The following is a 14786-nucleotide window of genomic DNA, read 5'->3' on the forward strand; positions in this document are numbered from 1 at the left end:
ATCAGCCCTGCTGTGCGGCCCATTCCGCGACGCGTGCCGCGGACTCCTCTTCCGACAGATCCTCGATGCGGGTCATCACCGACCAGCGCACGCCGAACGGGTCTCGGATGCTGGCGAACCGGTCACCCGAGACGAAGTCCGACGGCGCTTCGCGCACGGTCGCCCCGGCCTCGACGGCGCGGGCGACGACGGCATCCACATCGGGCACATAGAGGCCCATCGAGTAGCAGTCGTCGTCACCCTGCGGCGGCGCGACCAGGTGATACGTCGGATTCGGCTCTCCGAGCTGCAGCATCCCCGCACCGAAGTCGAGGTCCGCGTGCACGACGACGCCGTCGAATTCGGTGACGTCGACGACGCGCGCGCCGAAGACGTCGCGGTAGAAGGCGAGGGCGGCGACGGCGTTCGGGATCGCGAGGAAGGGCGTGAGCGTGGTCGACCCGTTGGGGCGTCCGTCGGTGGTGTGCGTGCCGGTGAGGCCGGCCGTGCCGGTCCTGTCTGAACTGCTCATGACTCGACGGTAGGCAGGGCGCCGCAGGCCGCACTTGAAGATTCGCGACAATCCGGCACGGCGTGCGTAGTGTTCGATGCGTGATCGATGCACGACGCGGGGTGCTCTTCCCCGACCGGATGCCGCGGTTCCACCGGGTTCCGCCGACGCCTGCCGCCGCCGAGCTGGTGGCCTGGTTCTGGATTCCCGAGTGGAATCTTCCGCGGGGCGAGACCTCGCGCCAGGAGGTCGTGGCGTATCCGGCCCTGAACCTCGTGATCTCGTCCGAGGGAGTTCAGCTGGCGGGGCCGACGACACGTGCCACCCATCGCGACCTGCGCGGAAGAGGCTGGGCGGTGGGCGCTGTGCTGAGGCCGGCTGGTGCAGCCGCGCTCACCGCAGAACCCGCCGCGCTGCGTGACGCCGACCTGATGATCGATGCGCCGACGCTGGTCGACGAGGTCTCAGCGGCGATGGCGGGCGATGACCGGCACGCCCGTGCCGCCGAGGTCGTCTCGCGCTGGCTCGCCCAGCAGAAGGGCGCGGTGACGGATGCCGACGTCCAGGCGAATGCGATGTCTCAGCTTCTGATGACCGATTCGGGCATCCGCACGGCGGAACAGGCAGCGGCACGGCTGGCCGTGTCGCTGCGCACGCTGCAGCGCATGGCGCATCGGTACGTGGGGATGCCGCCGCTCGCGATGATCCGTCGCCGCCGACTGCAGGAGGCGGCTCAGCGACTGCGGGACGACCCTGCAGCCGATCTGAGTACCCTCGCCGCCGACCTCGGCTACGCCGATCATGCCCACCTGACGACGGATTTCCGCAGCGTGCTCGGCATGCCCCCGAGCTCGTACCGCGAGCGGATCTGAATCAGCCGTCGCCGAGGAAGGCGAACACACCAGCGGAGGTGGATTCCCCGGAGATCGGCCTGCGCCCGCGTGTTCGCCTGCACTCACGTGGCGTACGCCCCGGCGCCGCGCCGCCCGGGAAATCTGCACCCGCGTGGCCCGCGCCTCGATCGTCGCCGCTTCCCCGCGGCGCTCAGCGCGCGGCGAGGCTCAGCCGCAGCATCCGGTAGCCGACGCCGGCGAGCACGACACCGGTGCCGATCAGCGAGGCGACCGCGGGCAGCGTAGAGACGAGCAGCAGGCATCCGAGCGCGCCGACCACCTGCAGCAGGCGCGGGTAGCGGCGGGCTGGTCTCCTCTGGCGGAACGCCGCGGCGTTCGCGATCAGGTAGTACAGCAGCACGCCGAACGACGAGAAGCCGATCGCGCCGCGCAGGTCTGCGATGAGCACGATGCCGATGACGATCAGTGCGATCGTGATCTCGGCACGCTGCGGCACCTGCCAGCGGCTGTCGATGTGTGCCAGAAAGCGGGGCAGGTCGGCTTCGCGTCCCATCGCGAGGGCGGTGCGGCCGATGCCGGTCAGCAGGGCCAGCAGCGCGCCCAGCGATGCCGTGGCCGCGGCGACGCGCACGACCTGTTCGGATCCCGTCCAGCCGGAGGCAGCCACGACGTCGGCGATCGGGCGCGCGCTGCCGATGGCATGCGCTCCCAGCGTGCGCATGACCGCGAGTGCGACCAGGACGTAGACGACGACGGCGCCGGCGAGCGCCAGCACGATCGCGCGCGGGATGTTCCGCGCGGGGTCGGCGACCTCTTCGCCCATGGTCGCGATGCGCGCGTACCCGGCGAAGGCGAAGAAGAGCAGTCCTGCGCCCTGCAGGATGCCGTAGGCGGTGGCGTCAGGCAGGGGAGCGGGCGCTGCCTCGGATGCTGTGGCGAAGCCCGCCGCGACGACGACCGCCAGGCCGATCAGCGTGATCACCACGAGGATCCGCGTGAGCAGTGCGGTGCGGGTGATGCCGAAGCAGTTCACAACTGCGAGTGCCGCGACGGCGATCACGGCGACCGGTGTGCGCCACGCCTCGGGTGCGGCGTACGCGGCGAAGGTCATCGCCATCGCCGCGCAGCTGGCGATCTTGCCGATGACGAAGCACCAGCCGGCGATGAATCCCGACCACGGGCCGATCTCGGCGCGCGCGTACGCGTAGGTTCCGCCCGCGACCGGGTGTACCGCCGCCAGCTGTGCCGACGCGGTGGCGTTGCAGAACGCCACCACCGCAGCGATCCCCAGGGCGATGAGGATCCCTGAGCCGGCGACCCCGAGCGCCGGCGCCCACACGGCGAACACGCCCGCGCCGATCATCGAGCCGAGGCCGATCGCGACGGCGTCGGTGAGAGTCAGGCGGCGGGCGAGGGGCATCCGCTCATCGTGCCACCGGATGGTGAACAGCGGGTGTCACGTCACGCGGTCGAGCCCGTCATCGACGCCGTGACGCGCCTCTTCTCGCGCACGTACACCTCGCGCCGCACCCGTGCGACCACGTCGCCGTCGCCATCTCTGATCTCGGTCTCGAACCATTCGAGCACCTTCGCGCCGCCGCGGGCGCGCTCGCGCAGCTCCTGCGCCTTCTGCGGCGAGACGTGGAAGTGCGCGGTCAGCACGCCGCGTCCCGGCTTGACGAACTCGATCTCGCCTCGGGTGTCCCAGACCACGTAGTCGCGCCCGAGCTGGTGCATCACGAGCATGAAGAAGTACGGGTCGGTCATCGCCGACATCGATCCGCCGAACGCCGTCTTGACGTAGTTGCGGGTGAAGACGTTCACGTGCAGCTCGACGGTGGCGTGCGTCCAGTCGTCGCTGAAGCGGCGGACGCGGATGCCGCTGAAGAGATTCGGGATCCACAGGCTCATGCCGATGGCGAGACGTCGGGGGGTGATGCGCATGTGGGCCAGTCTGCCGGTCGTGTCGCCGCGAGGTGAGATCGCCTGGATGTCACCCACAGTTGTTCTATTTGTATTAGAATAAACGCGTTGGAGGTGTCATGCTCATCCGGATCGACCCAGAGAGCGCACGCCCGCTGTTCGAGCAGATCGCGGCGTCGGTGCGCGGCGACCTGCTGATCGGGCGGCTGCGCCCCGGAGACCGGCTGCCGCCGGCCCGTGAACTCGCCGCGGCGGCCGAGGTGAACGTGCACACCGCGCTGCGTGCCTATCAGGAGCTGCGTGACGAAGGACTGGTCGACCTGCGGCGCGGCCGCGGCGCCGTGATCTCGGCATCCGCCGCGCCCCTCGCCGGTCTCGCCGACGAGATCACCGCACTCGTGCGGCGCGGTGCCGCGCTCGGTGTCACCCCCGCGACTCTCGCCGCCCTCATCAAGGAGATGGACTCATGATCGAATCCGACACGCAGACCGACGTCGGCCGAGCACGACGCTCGCTCATCGTCGTCGGCCTGGTGATTCCCGCCGTCCTGACGGCGGTCGCGCTTGCTCTCATCGCCGTGTGGATGCCCGAGCTGCCCGACCCCGCGGCGACGCACTGGGGCGCCGGGGGCGTGGACGGATACGGCCCACCTGCCACCTACCTGTGGCTCGCCGTGGCCACCGGGTTCGGCCTCCCGCTGCTGCTGGTCACGGTCACGCTCACGATGGCGCGGCAGCAGTGGGGTGTCACGGCGCGGTTCCTCGGCGCGCTCGCCCTCGGACTGTCGGGCTTCAGCGCGGTGACCACGGCAGGCTCGACGTGGCTGCAGCGCGGGCTGTCCGACGCCGCCGACGCGGCGGACGTGCTGCCCGTACTCGTCAGCGCGTTCTGCGCTCTGCTGCTGCTCTCGGCTGCCGGATGGGTGCTGCAGCCCGACGTCGAGGCCACCGAGCCGGTGACGCTGAAGAGCATGCGGCTGCCGTCCATCTCGCCGGGGGAACGGGTCGTCTGGATGGGAACGGCGAACATCGCGCGCGCGGGTGTCCTGATCATCGGAACCACCTGCGTCGTGCTGGTCGGAGTGACCGCGGTCATGCTGCTGCAGGCGGCCGATCGGGCGTGGATCCCGCTGCTCGTGCTCGTCGTGGTCGCTCTCGCGCTCGCGGCGACGGCATCGTTCCGGGTGCGCGCGGGCGCCGTCGGGCTGGTCGTGCGCTCCCAGCTCGGATTCCCGCGTCTGCACGTGCCGCTCGAGGAGATCACGTCGGTGCGTGCGATCGAGTGCCACCCCTTCGCCGAGTTCGGCGGAGTGGGCTGGCGCGTCGGCCTGGACGGCCGCACCGGTATCGTGCTTCGCACAGGCCCCGCGATCGAGATCGCCCGCCGCGGCAAGGGCGCGGTCGTGGTGACGGTGGACGGGGCCGAGGTGGGGGCGGCCACGCTGCAGGCGCACATCGACCGCCGCGCCTCCGGCGTGCACGACGCGAGAGACGGAGACCGAGATGAGTGAGACGCAGGACTTCCCGCGGGCCGACGAGCGGATGCCGCGCGTCCCCCTCCGGGTGATCATCGCCTTCATCGTGCTGGCGGTCGGCCTGGCCTGGCTGGTCGCGCTGCCGCTGTGGCTCGGCGACGGTCTCGCCGAGCCGTTCGCGGGGGTGCTGCTGGTCGTGACGATGTACACGCCGGCTCTCGCGCTGCTGATCGTCCTGGTGACGATGCGGCCGATCCCGACGGGACAGCGACTGCGCTTCCTCGGCATGTGGCCCTTGCGGCCGGCGAAGCGCGTGATCGGGATGAGCGTGCTCGGACTGTTCGGCCCGGTCGTCGTCGTGATCGCGGCCATGCTGCTCGCGGTGGCGTTCGGCTGGCTGCAGGCCGACTTCGCGGGGCTCTCCGGCTTCTCGCAGATGCTGGCGCCGAGTCTGCCCGCCGGAGTCGAACTCCCCTCACCATGGCAGCTGCTCGCCGTGCAGCTCGCCTCCATCCCGTTCGCCGCCGCGACGATCAATGCCCTCGCGGCCTTCGGCGAAGAGGTCGGCTGGCGAGGATTCCTCGTGCCGGCGCTGCGCCGGTACGGCACCTGGCCCGCGCTGCTGATCAGCGGCGTCGTCTGGGGGCTGTGGCACTCGCCCCTGATCCTGCTCGGCTACAACTTCGGCCGCACCGACCTCACGGGGGTGCTGCTGATGACCGCCGGATGCACGGTGTGGGGCGTTCTGCTGGGCTGGCTGCGCCTGCGTAGCGCCTCGATGTGGCCGGCGGTGTTCGCCCACGGCGCGCTGAACGCCAGCGTGGGGCTGCCCGTGCTGTTCCTGGCGGCGGGCGCCGAGTACGATCCCGCGCTGTCGACGGCGCTCGGTGTCTCGGGCTGGATCGTCGGCGCCGTCGTGATCGTCGTGCTGCTGGTGACAAGTCAGTTCCGTCGGCAGCCGGCGCTCGCAGAGCGCAGGCCGCCGAAGTATCCGGCATCCACCCTGCCGCCGGTCCAGCCCCCCGCGTGATCCGGACGGCGGCTCGACACGGCCCCACCGCTTGACCGAGCGCGGCCCGACGGTTTGGCTGGGCACATGACCGAATCCACTCCGCAGAACTGGCGCAGGGCCGACGACTACCTGGCCGAGACCCTCGTCGGGCCCGATGAGGGTCTCGAGGCGGCACTGCAGGCGCAACGGGCCGCCGGGATGCCCGAGATCGAAGTCGCGCCCGTGGCGGGCAAGCTGCTGAACCTGCTGGTGCGCATCAGCGGCGCACAGCGCGTGCTCGAGATCGGAACCCTCGGCGGGTACTCCACGATCTGGATGGCCCGCGCCGTCGGCGACGCCGGCCGAGTCACGACGATCGAGGCCGAGGCCGCCAATGCCGCGGTGGCGCGCGCGAGCATCGACGCGGCCGGGGTGGGGGAGCGGGTCGACATCCGCATCGGCCGGGCGGCCGACGTGCTGCCCACCCTGGTCGGCGGGTTCGACCTCGTCTTCATCGACGCAGACAAGGAATCCAACACGATCTACCTCGACTGGGCTGCCCGGCTCGGGCATCCCGGCACCGTCGTCGTCGTCGACAACATCGGGCGCAGCGGCGACATCGCCGACGCCGAGAGCACCGACCCGATGGTGGTCGGCACACGCGACGGGCTCCGGATGCTGGGCGAGGACCCCCGCTTCGATGCGACCGCCCTGCAGACGGTGGGCATGAAGGGCTGGGACGGCTTCGCGCTGGCCGTCGTCGTCTGACACGCACACGAGTGGTGAGAACCGGCATGGCTAGACTGAAACGCGGATCGACGTCGCTCCACCACCACCCTTCCCTCCCTTTCGAAGGAGCACTTCTGTGGCACTGATCGAGGCTGTAGGCGCACGCGAGATTCTCGACTCGCGCGGAAACCCGACCGTCGAGGTGGAGGTGCTCCTCGACGACGGCGTGGTGCAGCGCGCCGCCGTTCCCTCGGGCGCGTCGACCGGCGCCTTCGAGGCGTACGAGCTGCGCGACGGAGACAAGGGCCGCTACGGCGGGAAGGGCGTGCTGAAGGCCGTCGAGGCCGTCATCGACGAGCTGGGCCCCGCCATCGAGGGCGTCGAGGCCAGCGAGCAGCGCATCGTCGACGAGATCCTCAACGAGGTCGACGGCACCGACAACAAGAAGCGCGTCGGCGCCAACGCCATCCTCGGCGTCAGTCTCGCCGTGGCCAAGGCGGCCGCCGACTCGGCCGACCTGCCGCTGTTCCGCTACCTCGGCGGTCCGAACGCGCACCTGCTGCCCGTGCCGCTGTTCAACGTCATCAACGGCGGCGAGCACGCCGACAACGGCATCGACATGCAGGAGTTCTTCCTCGCCCCGATCGGCGCCGACACCTACTCCGAGTCGCTGCGTTGGGGCGTCGAAACCTACCACGTGCTGCGCAGCGAGCTGAAGGCCGCCGGCTACGCCACCGGCCTCGGCGACGAGGGCGGCTTCGCGCCCGACCTGCCCAGCAACCGCGAGGGCCTCGAGTTCCTGATCAAGGCGATCGAGAAGGCGGGCTTCACCCCGGGCAAGGACATCGCGCTCGGCCTGGACGTCGCCGCGACGGAGTTCTTCAACGACGGCGTGTACCGCCTCGACAACAAGGACTGGAGCGGCCCCGAGCTGATCGAGTACTACCAGGGTCTGGTCGCGGACTTCCCGATCGTCACGATCGAGGACGCGCTCGCCGAGGACGACTGGGACAACTGGAAGCAGCTCACCGATGCACTCGGCAGCAAGGTGCAGCTGGTGGGCGACGACCTGTTCGTCACCAACCCGCAGCGGCTCGGCGACGGCATCGCGCGCGGTGTCGCGAACTCGCTGCTGGTGAAGGTCAACCAGATCGGCACCCTGACCGAGACCTTCGACGCGGTCAGCCTCGCGCAGCGCTCGGGCTACACCGCCATGCTCTCGCACCGCTCGGGCGAGACGGAGGACACCACGATCGCCGACCTCGCCGTGGCGACCAACGCGGGTCAGATCAAGACCGGTGCGCCCGCGCGCAGCGAGCGCGTGGCGAAGTACAATCAGCTTCTGCGCATCGAAGAGGAGCTGGGTGACGCCGCGGTCTTCGCGGGCGCATCCGCCTTCCCGCGCTTCCAGGCCTGAGCAGGAGCGCACGCTGATCTGAACGGATGAAGGAGGAGGGGCATGGCCAGACGACCGGCTCCTCCTCCTTCGCCGTCCGTGGCGGCTGCGGATGCGCCCCGTCGCACCTCGGCCGGCCGCACGGTGGATGTGCGCGAGTGGGCCAGCGGCATCCGGCTGTCGGGCTTCGCGGTGATCATGCTGTCGCTCGTCGTGCTGGGCACCTGGGTGCTCGTGCCGACCATCGGAACCTACCTGGGGCAGAAGCAGAAGATCGCCGCGCTCGAGCAGTCGGTGCAGGTGACCGAAGAGCAGATCGCCGACCTCGAGCGCGAGCGCGATCGCTGGAACGATCCGGCCTACATCACCACGCAGGCGCGTGAGCGGCTGTACTACGTCAAACCGGGTGAGGTCGTCTTCCTCGTCGACGATGATCTCGACCCCGCCGATCTGCCGCCCGAGCAGCGGGAGGTCAGCGACCAGCTGAAGGAGCGCCCGTCCGACTGGATGCCGCAGCTGCTGCGGGGCCTGACCGCGGCGGGACTCGCGAAGAACGCCGTCGAGGAGCCGAGCCCGCAGGGGTGAGGGGTGTCACAGCGACCCTCCCGTACCCTGGTGAGGTGACGACACCTCCCTTCCCGACGCCCACCGCTGCAGAGATAGACGTGGTCTCGAGCCAGCTGGGCCGCGCCGCCCGCGGCGTCATCGGCATCGCCGCGCGCTGCGTCTGCGGCAACCCGACCGTCGTGGCCACGGCACCGCGTCTCGACGACGGAACGCCGTTCCCGACGTTCTACTACCTGACGCATCCGGCGGCGACCGCAGCGATGTCGACCCTCGAGGCGACGCAGGTGATGCCGGAGCTGGCTCGGATGCTCGAGGAGGACGCCGACATCGCCGCGGCCTACGGCCGCGCTCACGAGGCGTACCTCGCCGACCGTGCTCAGTTCGGCGACGTGCCCGAGATCGACGGCATCTCGGCGGGGGGCATGCCGACGCGCGTGAAGTGCCTGCACGCGCTCGCCGGGCACGCCCTCGCCGCGGGGCCCGGGGTCAACCCGGTGGGGGATGCCGCGCTCGAGCGCTCCAGCTGGTCGCCCGAACGCTGCGCGTGCGTCGACCCCGGCGCTGCGCTGGCGGACCGCGCGTCATGACCGCTCCCCGGATGCTGCGTGGTGTCGCCGTGACTGCGGCGATCGTGGCATCCGCGGTTCTCGCCGCCGTGCCCGCGTCGGCGGCCGGAGCCCAGCCGGCGCCTGTGCTGCAGGTGCCCGCAGAGACGGTGACGCCGGCTGCGCCGCCCATCCCGGACGACCCGAACGATCCGGCTCGGGCGATGGAGTACTGGCTCGACGGGGCCGGGATCCGGCAGGCCTGGAACGTGACCAGGGGCAAGGGCGTGAAGATCGCGGTGATCGACACGGGCATCGGCAAGCCTCCAGTGGTCTTCGACGGTGCGGTGGCCGACGGCACGGACGTGTCGGGCGTCGGCAGCGCGGACGGGCGCACCCCGGTCGGCGTGCGCGACCCCAATCACGGTTCCTGGGTAGCCTCGCTGGCGGCCGGGCGGGGGAACCCCGACGGCACCGGCATGATCGGCGTCGCGCCGGAAGCGCAGCTCCTGTCGGTCTCGCTCGGCTTCCCCGGTTCGTCCTCGACGAAGCCGTTCGTCGACCAGGTGGTGGAGGCCATGAAATGGGCCGTCGACCACGGCGCCGACGTCATCAACCTCTCCTTCACCACCAACACCCTCGACTGGGACCGCAGCTGGGACGACGCGTTCCTGTACGCATTCGAGCACGACGTCGTCGTGATCGTCGCCGCCGGCAACCGGGGCAGCGGCACCTCGATGATCGGCGCACCGGCCACGATCCCCGGGGTGCTGACCGTCGGGGGCGTCGATCAGACCGGGGTCGCCAGCGAGGGGGCATCCACCCAGGGCATCACGATCGGCATCTCCGCGCCGAGCGAATCGCTGCTGGGGGTCTCGGCCGACGGCACGCTCCGATCCTGGGACGGCACGAGCGGCGCTGCACCGATCGTCGCCGGCGCTGCCGCGCTGGTGCGGGCGGCCCACCCCGATCTGGACGCCGCCAACGTGATCAACCGCCTCATCAGAACCGCCGTGCCGGTGCCCGAGATGGCCCGCACGCCCGACCCGCTCTACGGTTTCGGTCTGCTGAATGCCGAGGCGGCGGTCACGGCATCCATCCCGCGCGTCTCGAGCAATCCGATGGGCGATCTGAAGGAGTGGATCCGCGTCTACCGCCGCGCGGACGCGCCTGAGCAGCCGGCGACCGAGCAGCCTGCGACCCCGGTCGCCGTGCCGCCTCTTCCCCCCGTCGAGCAGTCGGTCGATGCCGCGTCTCCGCTGCTTCCGACCGAGGAGTCGCTGCGATACGGTACCCTGCCGCTGCTGGCCCTCACCGTGCCTGGTATCCTGGTAGCGCTTGGCGTCACCGCAGCTGCCCGGCGCATCCGATCGGAGCGCGGTAGACGCACTCCCACACCCTGACGACGAGGAGTTGTCCCCCTGTGCCTCAGAACAGCACTGCGCCCCGCATTCTGATTGTCGGTGGAGGCTACGCAGGTTTCTACACCGCCTGGAAGCTCGAGAAGCACCTTCGCAAGGGCGAGGCCGACGTGACGATGGTGGACCCGCTGCCGTACATGACGTACCAGCCGTTCCTCCCCGAGGTTGCAGCCGGATCGATTGAGCCGCGCCACGCGGTCGTCACGCACCGTCGTCATCTCAAGACGACCAACGTGATCACCGCCAAGGTGACCGGCATCGACCACGCCAACAAGGTGGCCACCATCACCCCGCCGATCGGCGAGCCGTACGAGTTCGCGTACGACCAGATCGTCGTCACCGCAGGCGCCGTGTCGCGCACGTTCCCGATCCCGGGCATCGCCGACAACGCGATCGGCCTGAAGACCATCGAGGAGGCCGTCGCGGTGCGCGATCGCCTGCTGTCGAACTTCGACAAGGCCGCGGCGATCCCCGCCGGTCCCGAGCGCGACCGCCTGCTGACCGTCGTGGTCGTCGGCGGTGGCTTCGCCGGCATCGAGGCGTTCGCCGAGCTGCGCTCGTTCGCCTCGTCGCTGATCTCGAAGTACCCGCAGCTGTCGTTCGACGACACGCACTTCCACCTCATCGAGGCGATGGGCCGCATCATGCCCGAGGTCTCGCTCGAGACCAGCAAGTGGGTCATGAAGGACCTCGGCAAGCGCGGCGCGTACATCCACCTCGACACCCAGGTGACCAGCGCGGTCGACGGCAACGTCGAGCTGTCGACGGGTGAGGTCATCCCGACCGACTTGATCGTGTGGACCGCCGGTGTCATGGCCAACCCGACCGTCGTGCGCGGCGGCGACCTGCCGACCGAGCAGCGCGGGCGCATCTCGGCGCAGGCCGACCTGCGCGTCGTCGACGCCGAGGGCAACCCCGTCGCGGGTGCGTGGGCCGCCGGTGACGTCGCCGCGGTTCCCGACAAGACCGGCGGCCTTCCCGACGGCACCTGCGTGCCGAACGCGCAGCACGCCGTTCGGCAGGCGAAGCTGCTCGCGAAGAACCTCGTCGCCGTCCTTCGGGGTGAGGGAACGACGGACTACTATCACAAGAACCTCGGCGCGGTGGCAGGTCTCGGCCTGTACAACGGCGTCTTCCAGTCGGGCAAGATCGCGCTCAAGGGCTTCATCGCCTGGGTCGCGCACCGCGGCTACCACGGTCTCGCGATGCCCACGTGGGAGCGCAAGTGGCGCGTGCTGTGGGGCTGGTGGAACAACCTGTGGCTCGGTCGCGACTTCGCGAACCTCGCCGCAGTGCAGCACCCGCGTGCGGCCTTCGAGGAGTTCGCCGCGCGTCCGCGTCCGGCGGCCGCCGAGACCGCGGCGCCCGCCGCACAGAAGGACGCGGCGGAGTCGGATGCCGGCAAGCCGGCCACGTCGGATGCCGCGAAGCCGGCTGACAAGGCCGACGCCGCGAAGCCCGCTGCCAAGAAGCCGGCCGCCAAGAAGCCTGCTGCCAAGAAGCCCGCTGCCAAGAAGCCCGAGAGCGTCGAGACGACGGTCTGACGCGAAGGACTCAGGGTCCGCCCGAGCGAGAGCTCGGGCGGACCCTTTTCCGTGCCCCTGGTCGGGCTTCTCACCGGCCACTCCACGCGCCGCTGCGCGTCGCGCGGAGCCTCGGGCCGGCGTGGCCCCTGGTCTGGCTTCTCACCCAGTGGCGTCACTGCGTGCCCCCACTGGGATTCGAACCCAGACTGAAGCGTGTTTAAGACGCCTGCCTCTGCCATTGGGCTATGGGGGCCCGCATTCAGCCTATCGACGCCTCGGTCGGGTCGTAGGGTGGGGGAGTGCTCGATCTCACCGCAGGCCGGCGTCCGGCATCCGATCCCGACGCGCTCTGGAGCCATCCCGACCGGTTCTGGTCGTCGCTGACCGACGCGACCGCCCACCTACCCGCCCCGGTGACGGTGATCGACCGGGAGGCTCTGCGCCACAACGCGATAGACCTGCTCGTGCGCGCCGGTGGCATCCCGATCCGGGTCGCGACGAAGTCCGTGCGAGTTCGCGCCGTCCTCGATGCCGTGCTCGAGATCCCCGGGTACCGCGGTCTGCTGGCCTTCACCCTCGCCGAGGCGCTCTGGCTCGCCGAGCAGCACGACGACATCGTGCTCGGCTACCCGACCGTCGACCGGGCCGCCCTGGCGCGGCTGCTCGCCGACGAGCGCGCGGCATCCCGCATCACGCTGATGATCGACAACATCGCCCACCTCGACGTGATCGACTCGGTGGCTGGACCGGGATCGAGGCCCGAGGTGCGGGTGGCGATCGACATCGACGCGTCGCTGCGCTCCCCGTCTCTCGGCCATGTCGGCGTGCGCCGCTCGCCGCTGCACTCGGCTTCGGACGTCGCCGCCTTCGCGCGGCAGGTCGTGCGTCGCCGTGGTTTCCGTCTCGTGGGGCTGCAGATGTACGAGGCGCAGATCGCCGGTCAGGGGGATGCCGCGGGGCCAGACGCCCCGGTGATCCGCATGGTGCAATCCCGCTCACGCGACGAGCTGCGCCGACGACGCGCCGAGATCGCCGAGGCGATGACGCAGGTCGCTCCGCTCGAGTTCCTGAACGGAGGAGGAACGGGCTCTCTGGAGTTCACCGGAAGCGACGAGTCGCTGACCGAGGCGACCGCGGGCAGCGGTCTGCTCGCTGGCCATCTCTTCGACGGGTACCGCTCGTTCCGTCCCGCGCCTGCCGCGGCGATCGCCTTCGACGTGGTCCGAAAGCCGACGAACGACATCGCGACCGTGCTCGGCGGCGGCTGGGTCGCGTCAGGCCCGGCCGTGGCTTCCCGCCAGCCCCTTCCGGTCTGGCCGGCAGGACTGCACACCCTGGGGCGGGAAGGCGCCGGCGAGGTGCAGACGCCGCTGCGTGGACCGAGCGCGCGCGATCTGAGCGTGGGCGACCGTGTCTGGTTCCGGCACGCCAAGAGCGGAGAGGGAGCAGAGCGTGTCGAGCGGTACCATCTCGTCTCGGGCGGCACCGTGATCGGCGAGCTGCCCACCTACCGCGGCGAGGGGAAGGCCTTTCTATGACCCGACCGGGCGGAACCTGGCAGAACTGGGGTCGTACCGCGTCGGTGCGCCCGATTCGCGTCGAGCGTCCGCGCTCGCCCGAGGGTGTCCAGCGATCTGTCGTGGTCGCGGCACGGCAGGGGCTCACCGTCAAGGCGGTCGGCGCGGGCCACAGCTTCACCGGCATCGCCGCTGCACCGGGTGTGCTACTCGAGCTCGACGACCTTCAAGGTCTGGTGTCGGCCGACCCGCAGACGGGGCGGGTGACGCTGCTCGCAGGCACGAGGCTGCACCGCATCCCCGCTCTGCTGAAGCCCTACGGCCTGGCGATGCAGAATCTCGGCGACATCGACCGGCAGTCGATCAGCGGTGCGATCTCGACGGGCACGCACGGCACGGGTGCGCGCTTCGGCGGCATCGCGACGCAGGTGCGCGGCCTCACCCTGGTGACGGCGGCGGGCGAGTTCCTGCGCATCGACGACGAGCACGACAGCGAACTGCTGGCGGGAGCCGTGGTGGGTCTGGGGGCCCTCGGCATCGTCGTCGAGGTCACGCTGCAGTGCGTTCCGGCTTTCGTCATGCACGCGATCGACGCCCCAGAGCCGCTCGACGAGACTCTCGGTTCGCTGCGCCAACGCGTGTCGGATGCCGATCACTTCGAGTTCTACTGGCATCCGCACACTGACATCGCGCTCACCAAGACGCAGACGCGACTTCCCGAGTCCGCGCCACGGCGCCCCATCCCGCCCGTGCGCCGCTGGATCGATGAGACGCTGCTGACGAACGGGGTGTTCGGTGCATTCTGCGCGGTGAGTCGCGCGGTCCCCGCGGTGATCCCGCCGTTCAACAGGCTCGCGGTCACGCTGACCGGTGACGCGGAGTACTCCGATCGCTCGCATCGCGTGCTCGTCCACCACCGCAACGTGCGCTTCCGTGAGATGGAGTACGCGCTGCCGGCCGAGAGTGTCGGTTCGGCGTTCGGCGAGCTGCGCCGGCTCATCGCCGACCGCGGGTGGCGCATCGAGTTCCCCGTCGAGGTGCGCTTCGCCGCCGCCGACGACCTGTGGCTGTCGACTGCGTCCGGTCGGGACACCGCGTACATCGCCGTGCACCGCTACTGGCGCGCGGATCCGCGTGAGTACTTCGACGCGGTCGAGCAGATCATGCTCGCCCACGGCGGCCGCCCGCACTGGGGAAAGCTGCACAGTCTGACCGCCGAGCAGCTGCGCGAGCGCTATCCGCGGTTCGACGACTTCGTCGCACTGCGCGACCGGCTCGATCCCGACCGGCTGTTCGGCAACCGGCACCTCAAGCGCATCCTCGGCGCCTGAGCGCGGCCTGTCGTCCAGCCGA

15 protein-coding genes and 1 tRNA gene are annotated in these 14786 nt (G+C 70.5%); 12 read left to right on the top strand and 4 right to left on the bottom strand.

The features are described from left to right. Nucleotide 1: 1 nt before the first annotated feature. Nucleotides 2–511, bottom strand: coding sequence for a VOC family protein (locus V2S05_RS00495; RefSeq protein ID WP_413633307.1), 510 nt, complete (start codon nt 509–511; stop codon nt 2–4). A gap of 80 nt (nt 512–591) precedes the next feature. On the opposite strand from V2S05_RS00495, the gene V2S05_RS00500 reads away from it, so the two are divergent. Further along, nucleotides 592–1362: a helix-turn-helix domain-containing protein gene (locus tag V2S05_RS00500; RefSeq protein ID WP_413633308.1), complete on the top strand. Its 771-nt coding sequence runs from the start codon at nt 592–594 to the stop codon at nt 1360–1362. Nucleotides 1363–1534: 172 nt separating this feature from the next. On the opposite strand, the gene V2S05_RS00505 is transcribed toward V2S05_RS00500, so the two are convergent. Beyond that, nucleotides 1535–2764 carry an APC family permease gene (locus V2S05_RS00505; RefSeq protein ID WP_413633310.1) on the bottom strand — a complete coding sequence of 410 codons (1230 nt, stop codon included), beginning with the start codon at nt 2762–2764 and terminating at the stop codon, nt 1535–1537. A gap of 41 nt (nt 2765–2805) precedes the next feature. Continuing rightward, entirely contained in the window at nt 2806–3288 is a 483-nt protein-coding gene (locus V2S05_RS00510; protein ID WP_413633311.1) for a DUF4442 domain-containing protein, read from the bottom strand. A 98-nt stretch (nt 3289–3386) separates the two neighbouring features. Here V2S05_RS00510 and V2S05_RS00515 point away from each other — a divergent pair, with 98 nt between their 5' ends. From V2S05_RS00515 to V2S05_RS00555, 9 genes are all read left to right on the top strand, one after another. Further along, nucleotides 3387–3737 (top strand): GntR family transcriptional regulator, encoded by a 351-nt coding sequence (locus V2S05_RS00515; protein ID WP_413633312.1) that lies wholly within the window; start codon nt 3387–3389, stop codon nt 3735–3737. Further along, complete coding sequence (locus V2S05_RS00520; RefSeq protein WP_413633314.1) at nt 3734–4777, top strand: DUF1648 domain-containing protein; 1044 nt, start codon at nt 3734–3736, stop codon at nt 4775–4777. The genes V2S05_RS00515 and V2S05_RS00520 overlap by 4 nt, the downstream gene beginning before the upstream one ends. Continuing rightward, nucleotides 4770–5771 carry a CPBP family intramembrane glutamic endopeptidase gene (locus V2S05_RS00525; protein ID WP_413633315.1) on the top strand — a complete coding sequence of 334 codons (1002 nt, stop codon included), beginning with the start codon at nt 4770–4772 and terminating at the stop codon, nt 5769–5771. Before V2S05_RS00520 ends, V2S05_RS00525 begins: the two co-directional genes overlap by 8 nt. Before the next feature lie 66 nt (nt 5772–5837). Continuing rightward, a complete protein-coding gene (locus V2S05_RS00530) occupies nt 5838–6500 on the top strand; it encodes an O-methyltransferase (RefSeq protein WP_413633317.1) in 663 nt (220 codons plus the stop codon). Between the two features lie 97 nt (nt 6501–6597). Beyond that, nucleotides 6598–7878, top strand: coding sequence for a phosphopyruvate hydratase (gene eno / locus V2S05_RS00535; RefSeq protein WP_271638239.1), 1281 nt, complete (start codon nt 6598–6600; stop codon nt 7876–7878). Nucleotides 7879–7920: 42 nt separating this feature from the next. After that, complete coding sequence (locus tag V2S05_RS00540; protein WP_271638238.1) at nt 7921–8442, top strand: FtsB family cell division protein; 522 nt, start codon at nt 7921–7923, stop codon at nt 8440–8442. A 35-nt stretch (nt 8443–8477) separates the two neighbouring features. Next, on the top strand, nt 8478–9011 hold the full coding sequence (locus tag V2S05_RS00545) for a DUF501 domain-containing protein (protein ID WP_413633319.1): 534 nt from the start codon (nt 8478–8480) through the stop codon (nt 9009–9011). Further along, complete coding sequence (locus V2S05_RS00550; RefSeq protein ID WP_271638235.1) at nt 9008–10372, top strand: S8 family peptidase; 1365 nt, start codon at nt 9008–9010, stop codon at nt 10370–10372. Before V2S05_RS00545 ends, V2S05_RS00550 begins: the two co-directional genes overlap by 4 nt. A 20-nt stretch (nt 10373–10392) precedes the next feature. Beyond that, the gene (locus V2S05_RS00555) at nt 10393–11934 is read left to right on the top strand and encodes an NAD(P)/FAD-dependent oxidoreductase (RefSeq protein ID WP_413633321.1); all 1542 of its coding nucleotides are present in this window, start codon (nt 10393–10395) and stop codon (nt 11932–11934) included. Between the two features lie 162 nt (nt 11935–12096). Here the strand turns inward: V2S05_RS00555 and V2S05_RS00560 are convergent. After that, nucleotides 12097–12169, bottom strand: a tRNA-Leu gene (locus V2S05_RS00560). 46 nt (nt 12170–12215) lie between these two features. Here V2S05_RS00560 and V2S05_RS00565 point away from each other — a divergent pair. Further along, nucleotides 12216–13454, top strand: a complete 1239-nt coding sequence (locus V2S05_RS00565; protein WP_413633322.1) for an amino acid deaminase/aldolase — start codon at nt 12216–12218, stop codon at nt 13452–13454. Beyond that, nucleotides 13451–14764 carry a D-arabinono-1,4-lactone oxidase gene (locus tag V2S05_RS00570; protein ID WP_413633323.1) on the top strand — a complete coding sequence of 438 codons (1314 nt, stop codon included), beginning with the start codon at nt 13451–13453 and terminating at the stop codon, nt 14762–14764. Before V2S05_RS00565 ends, V2S05_RS00570 begins: the two co-directional genes overlap by 4 nt. Nucleotides 14765–14786: the final 22 nt, after the last annotated feature.

This window comes from Microbacterium sp. OR16 (assembly GCF_047306725.1).
In the GTDB taxonomy this organism is placed as follows: domain Bacteria; phylum Actinomycetota; class Actinomycetes; order Actinomycetales; family Microbacteriaceae; genus Microbacterium.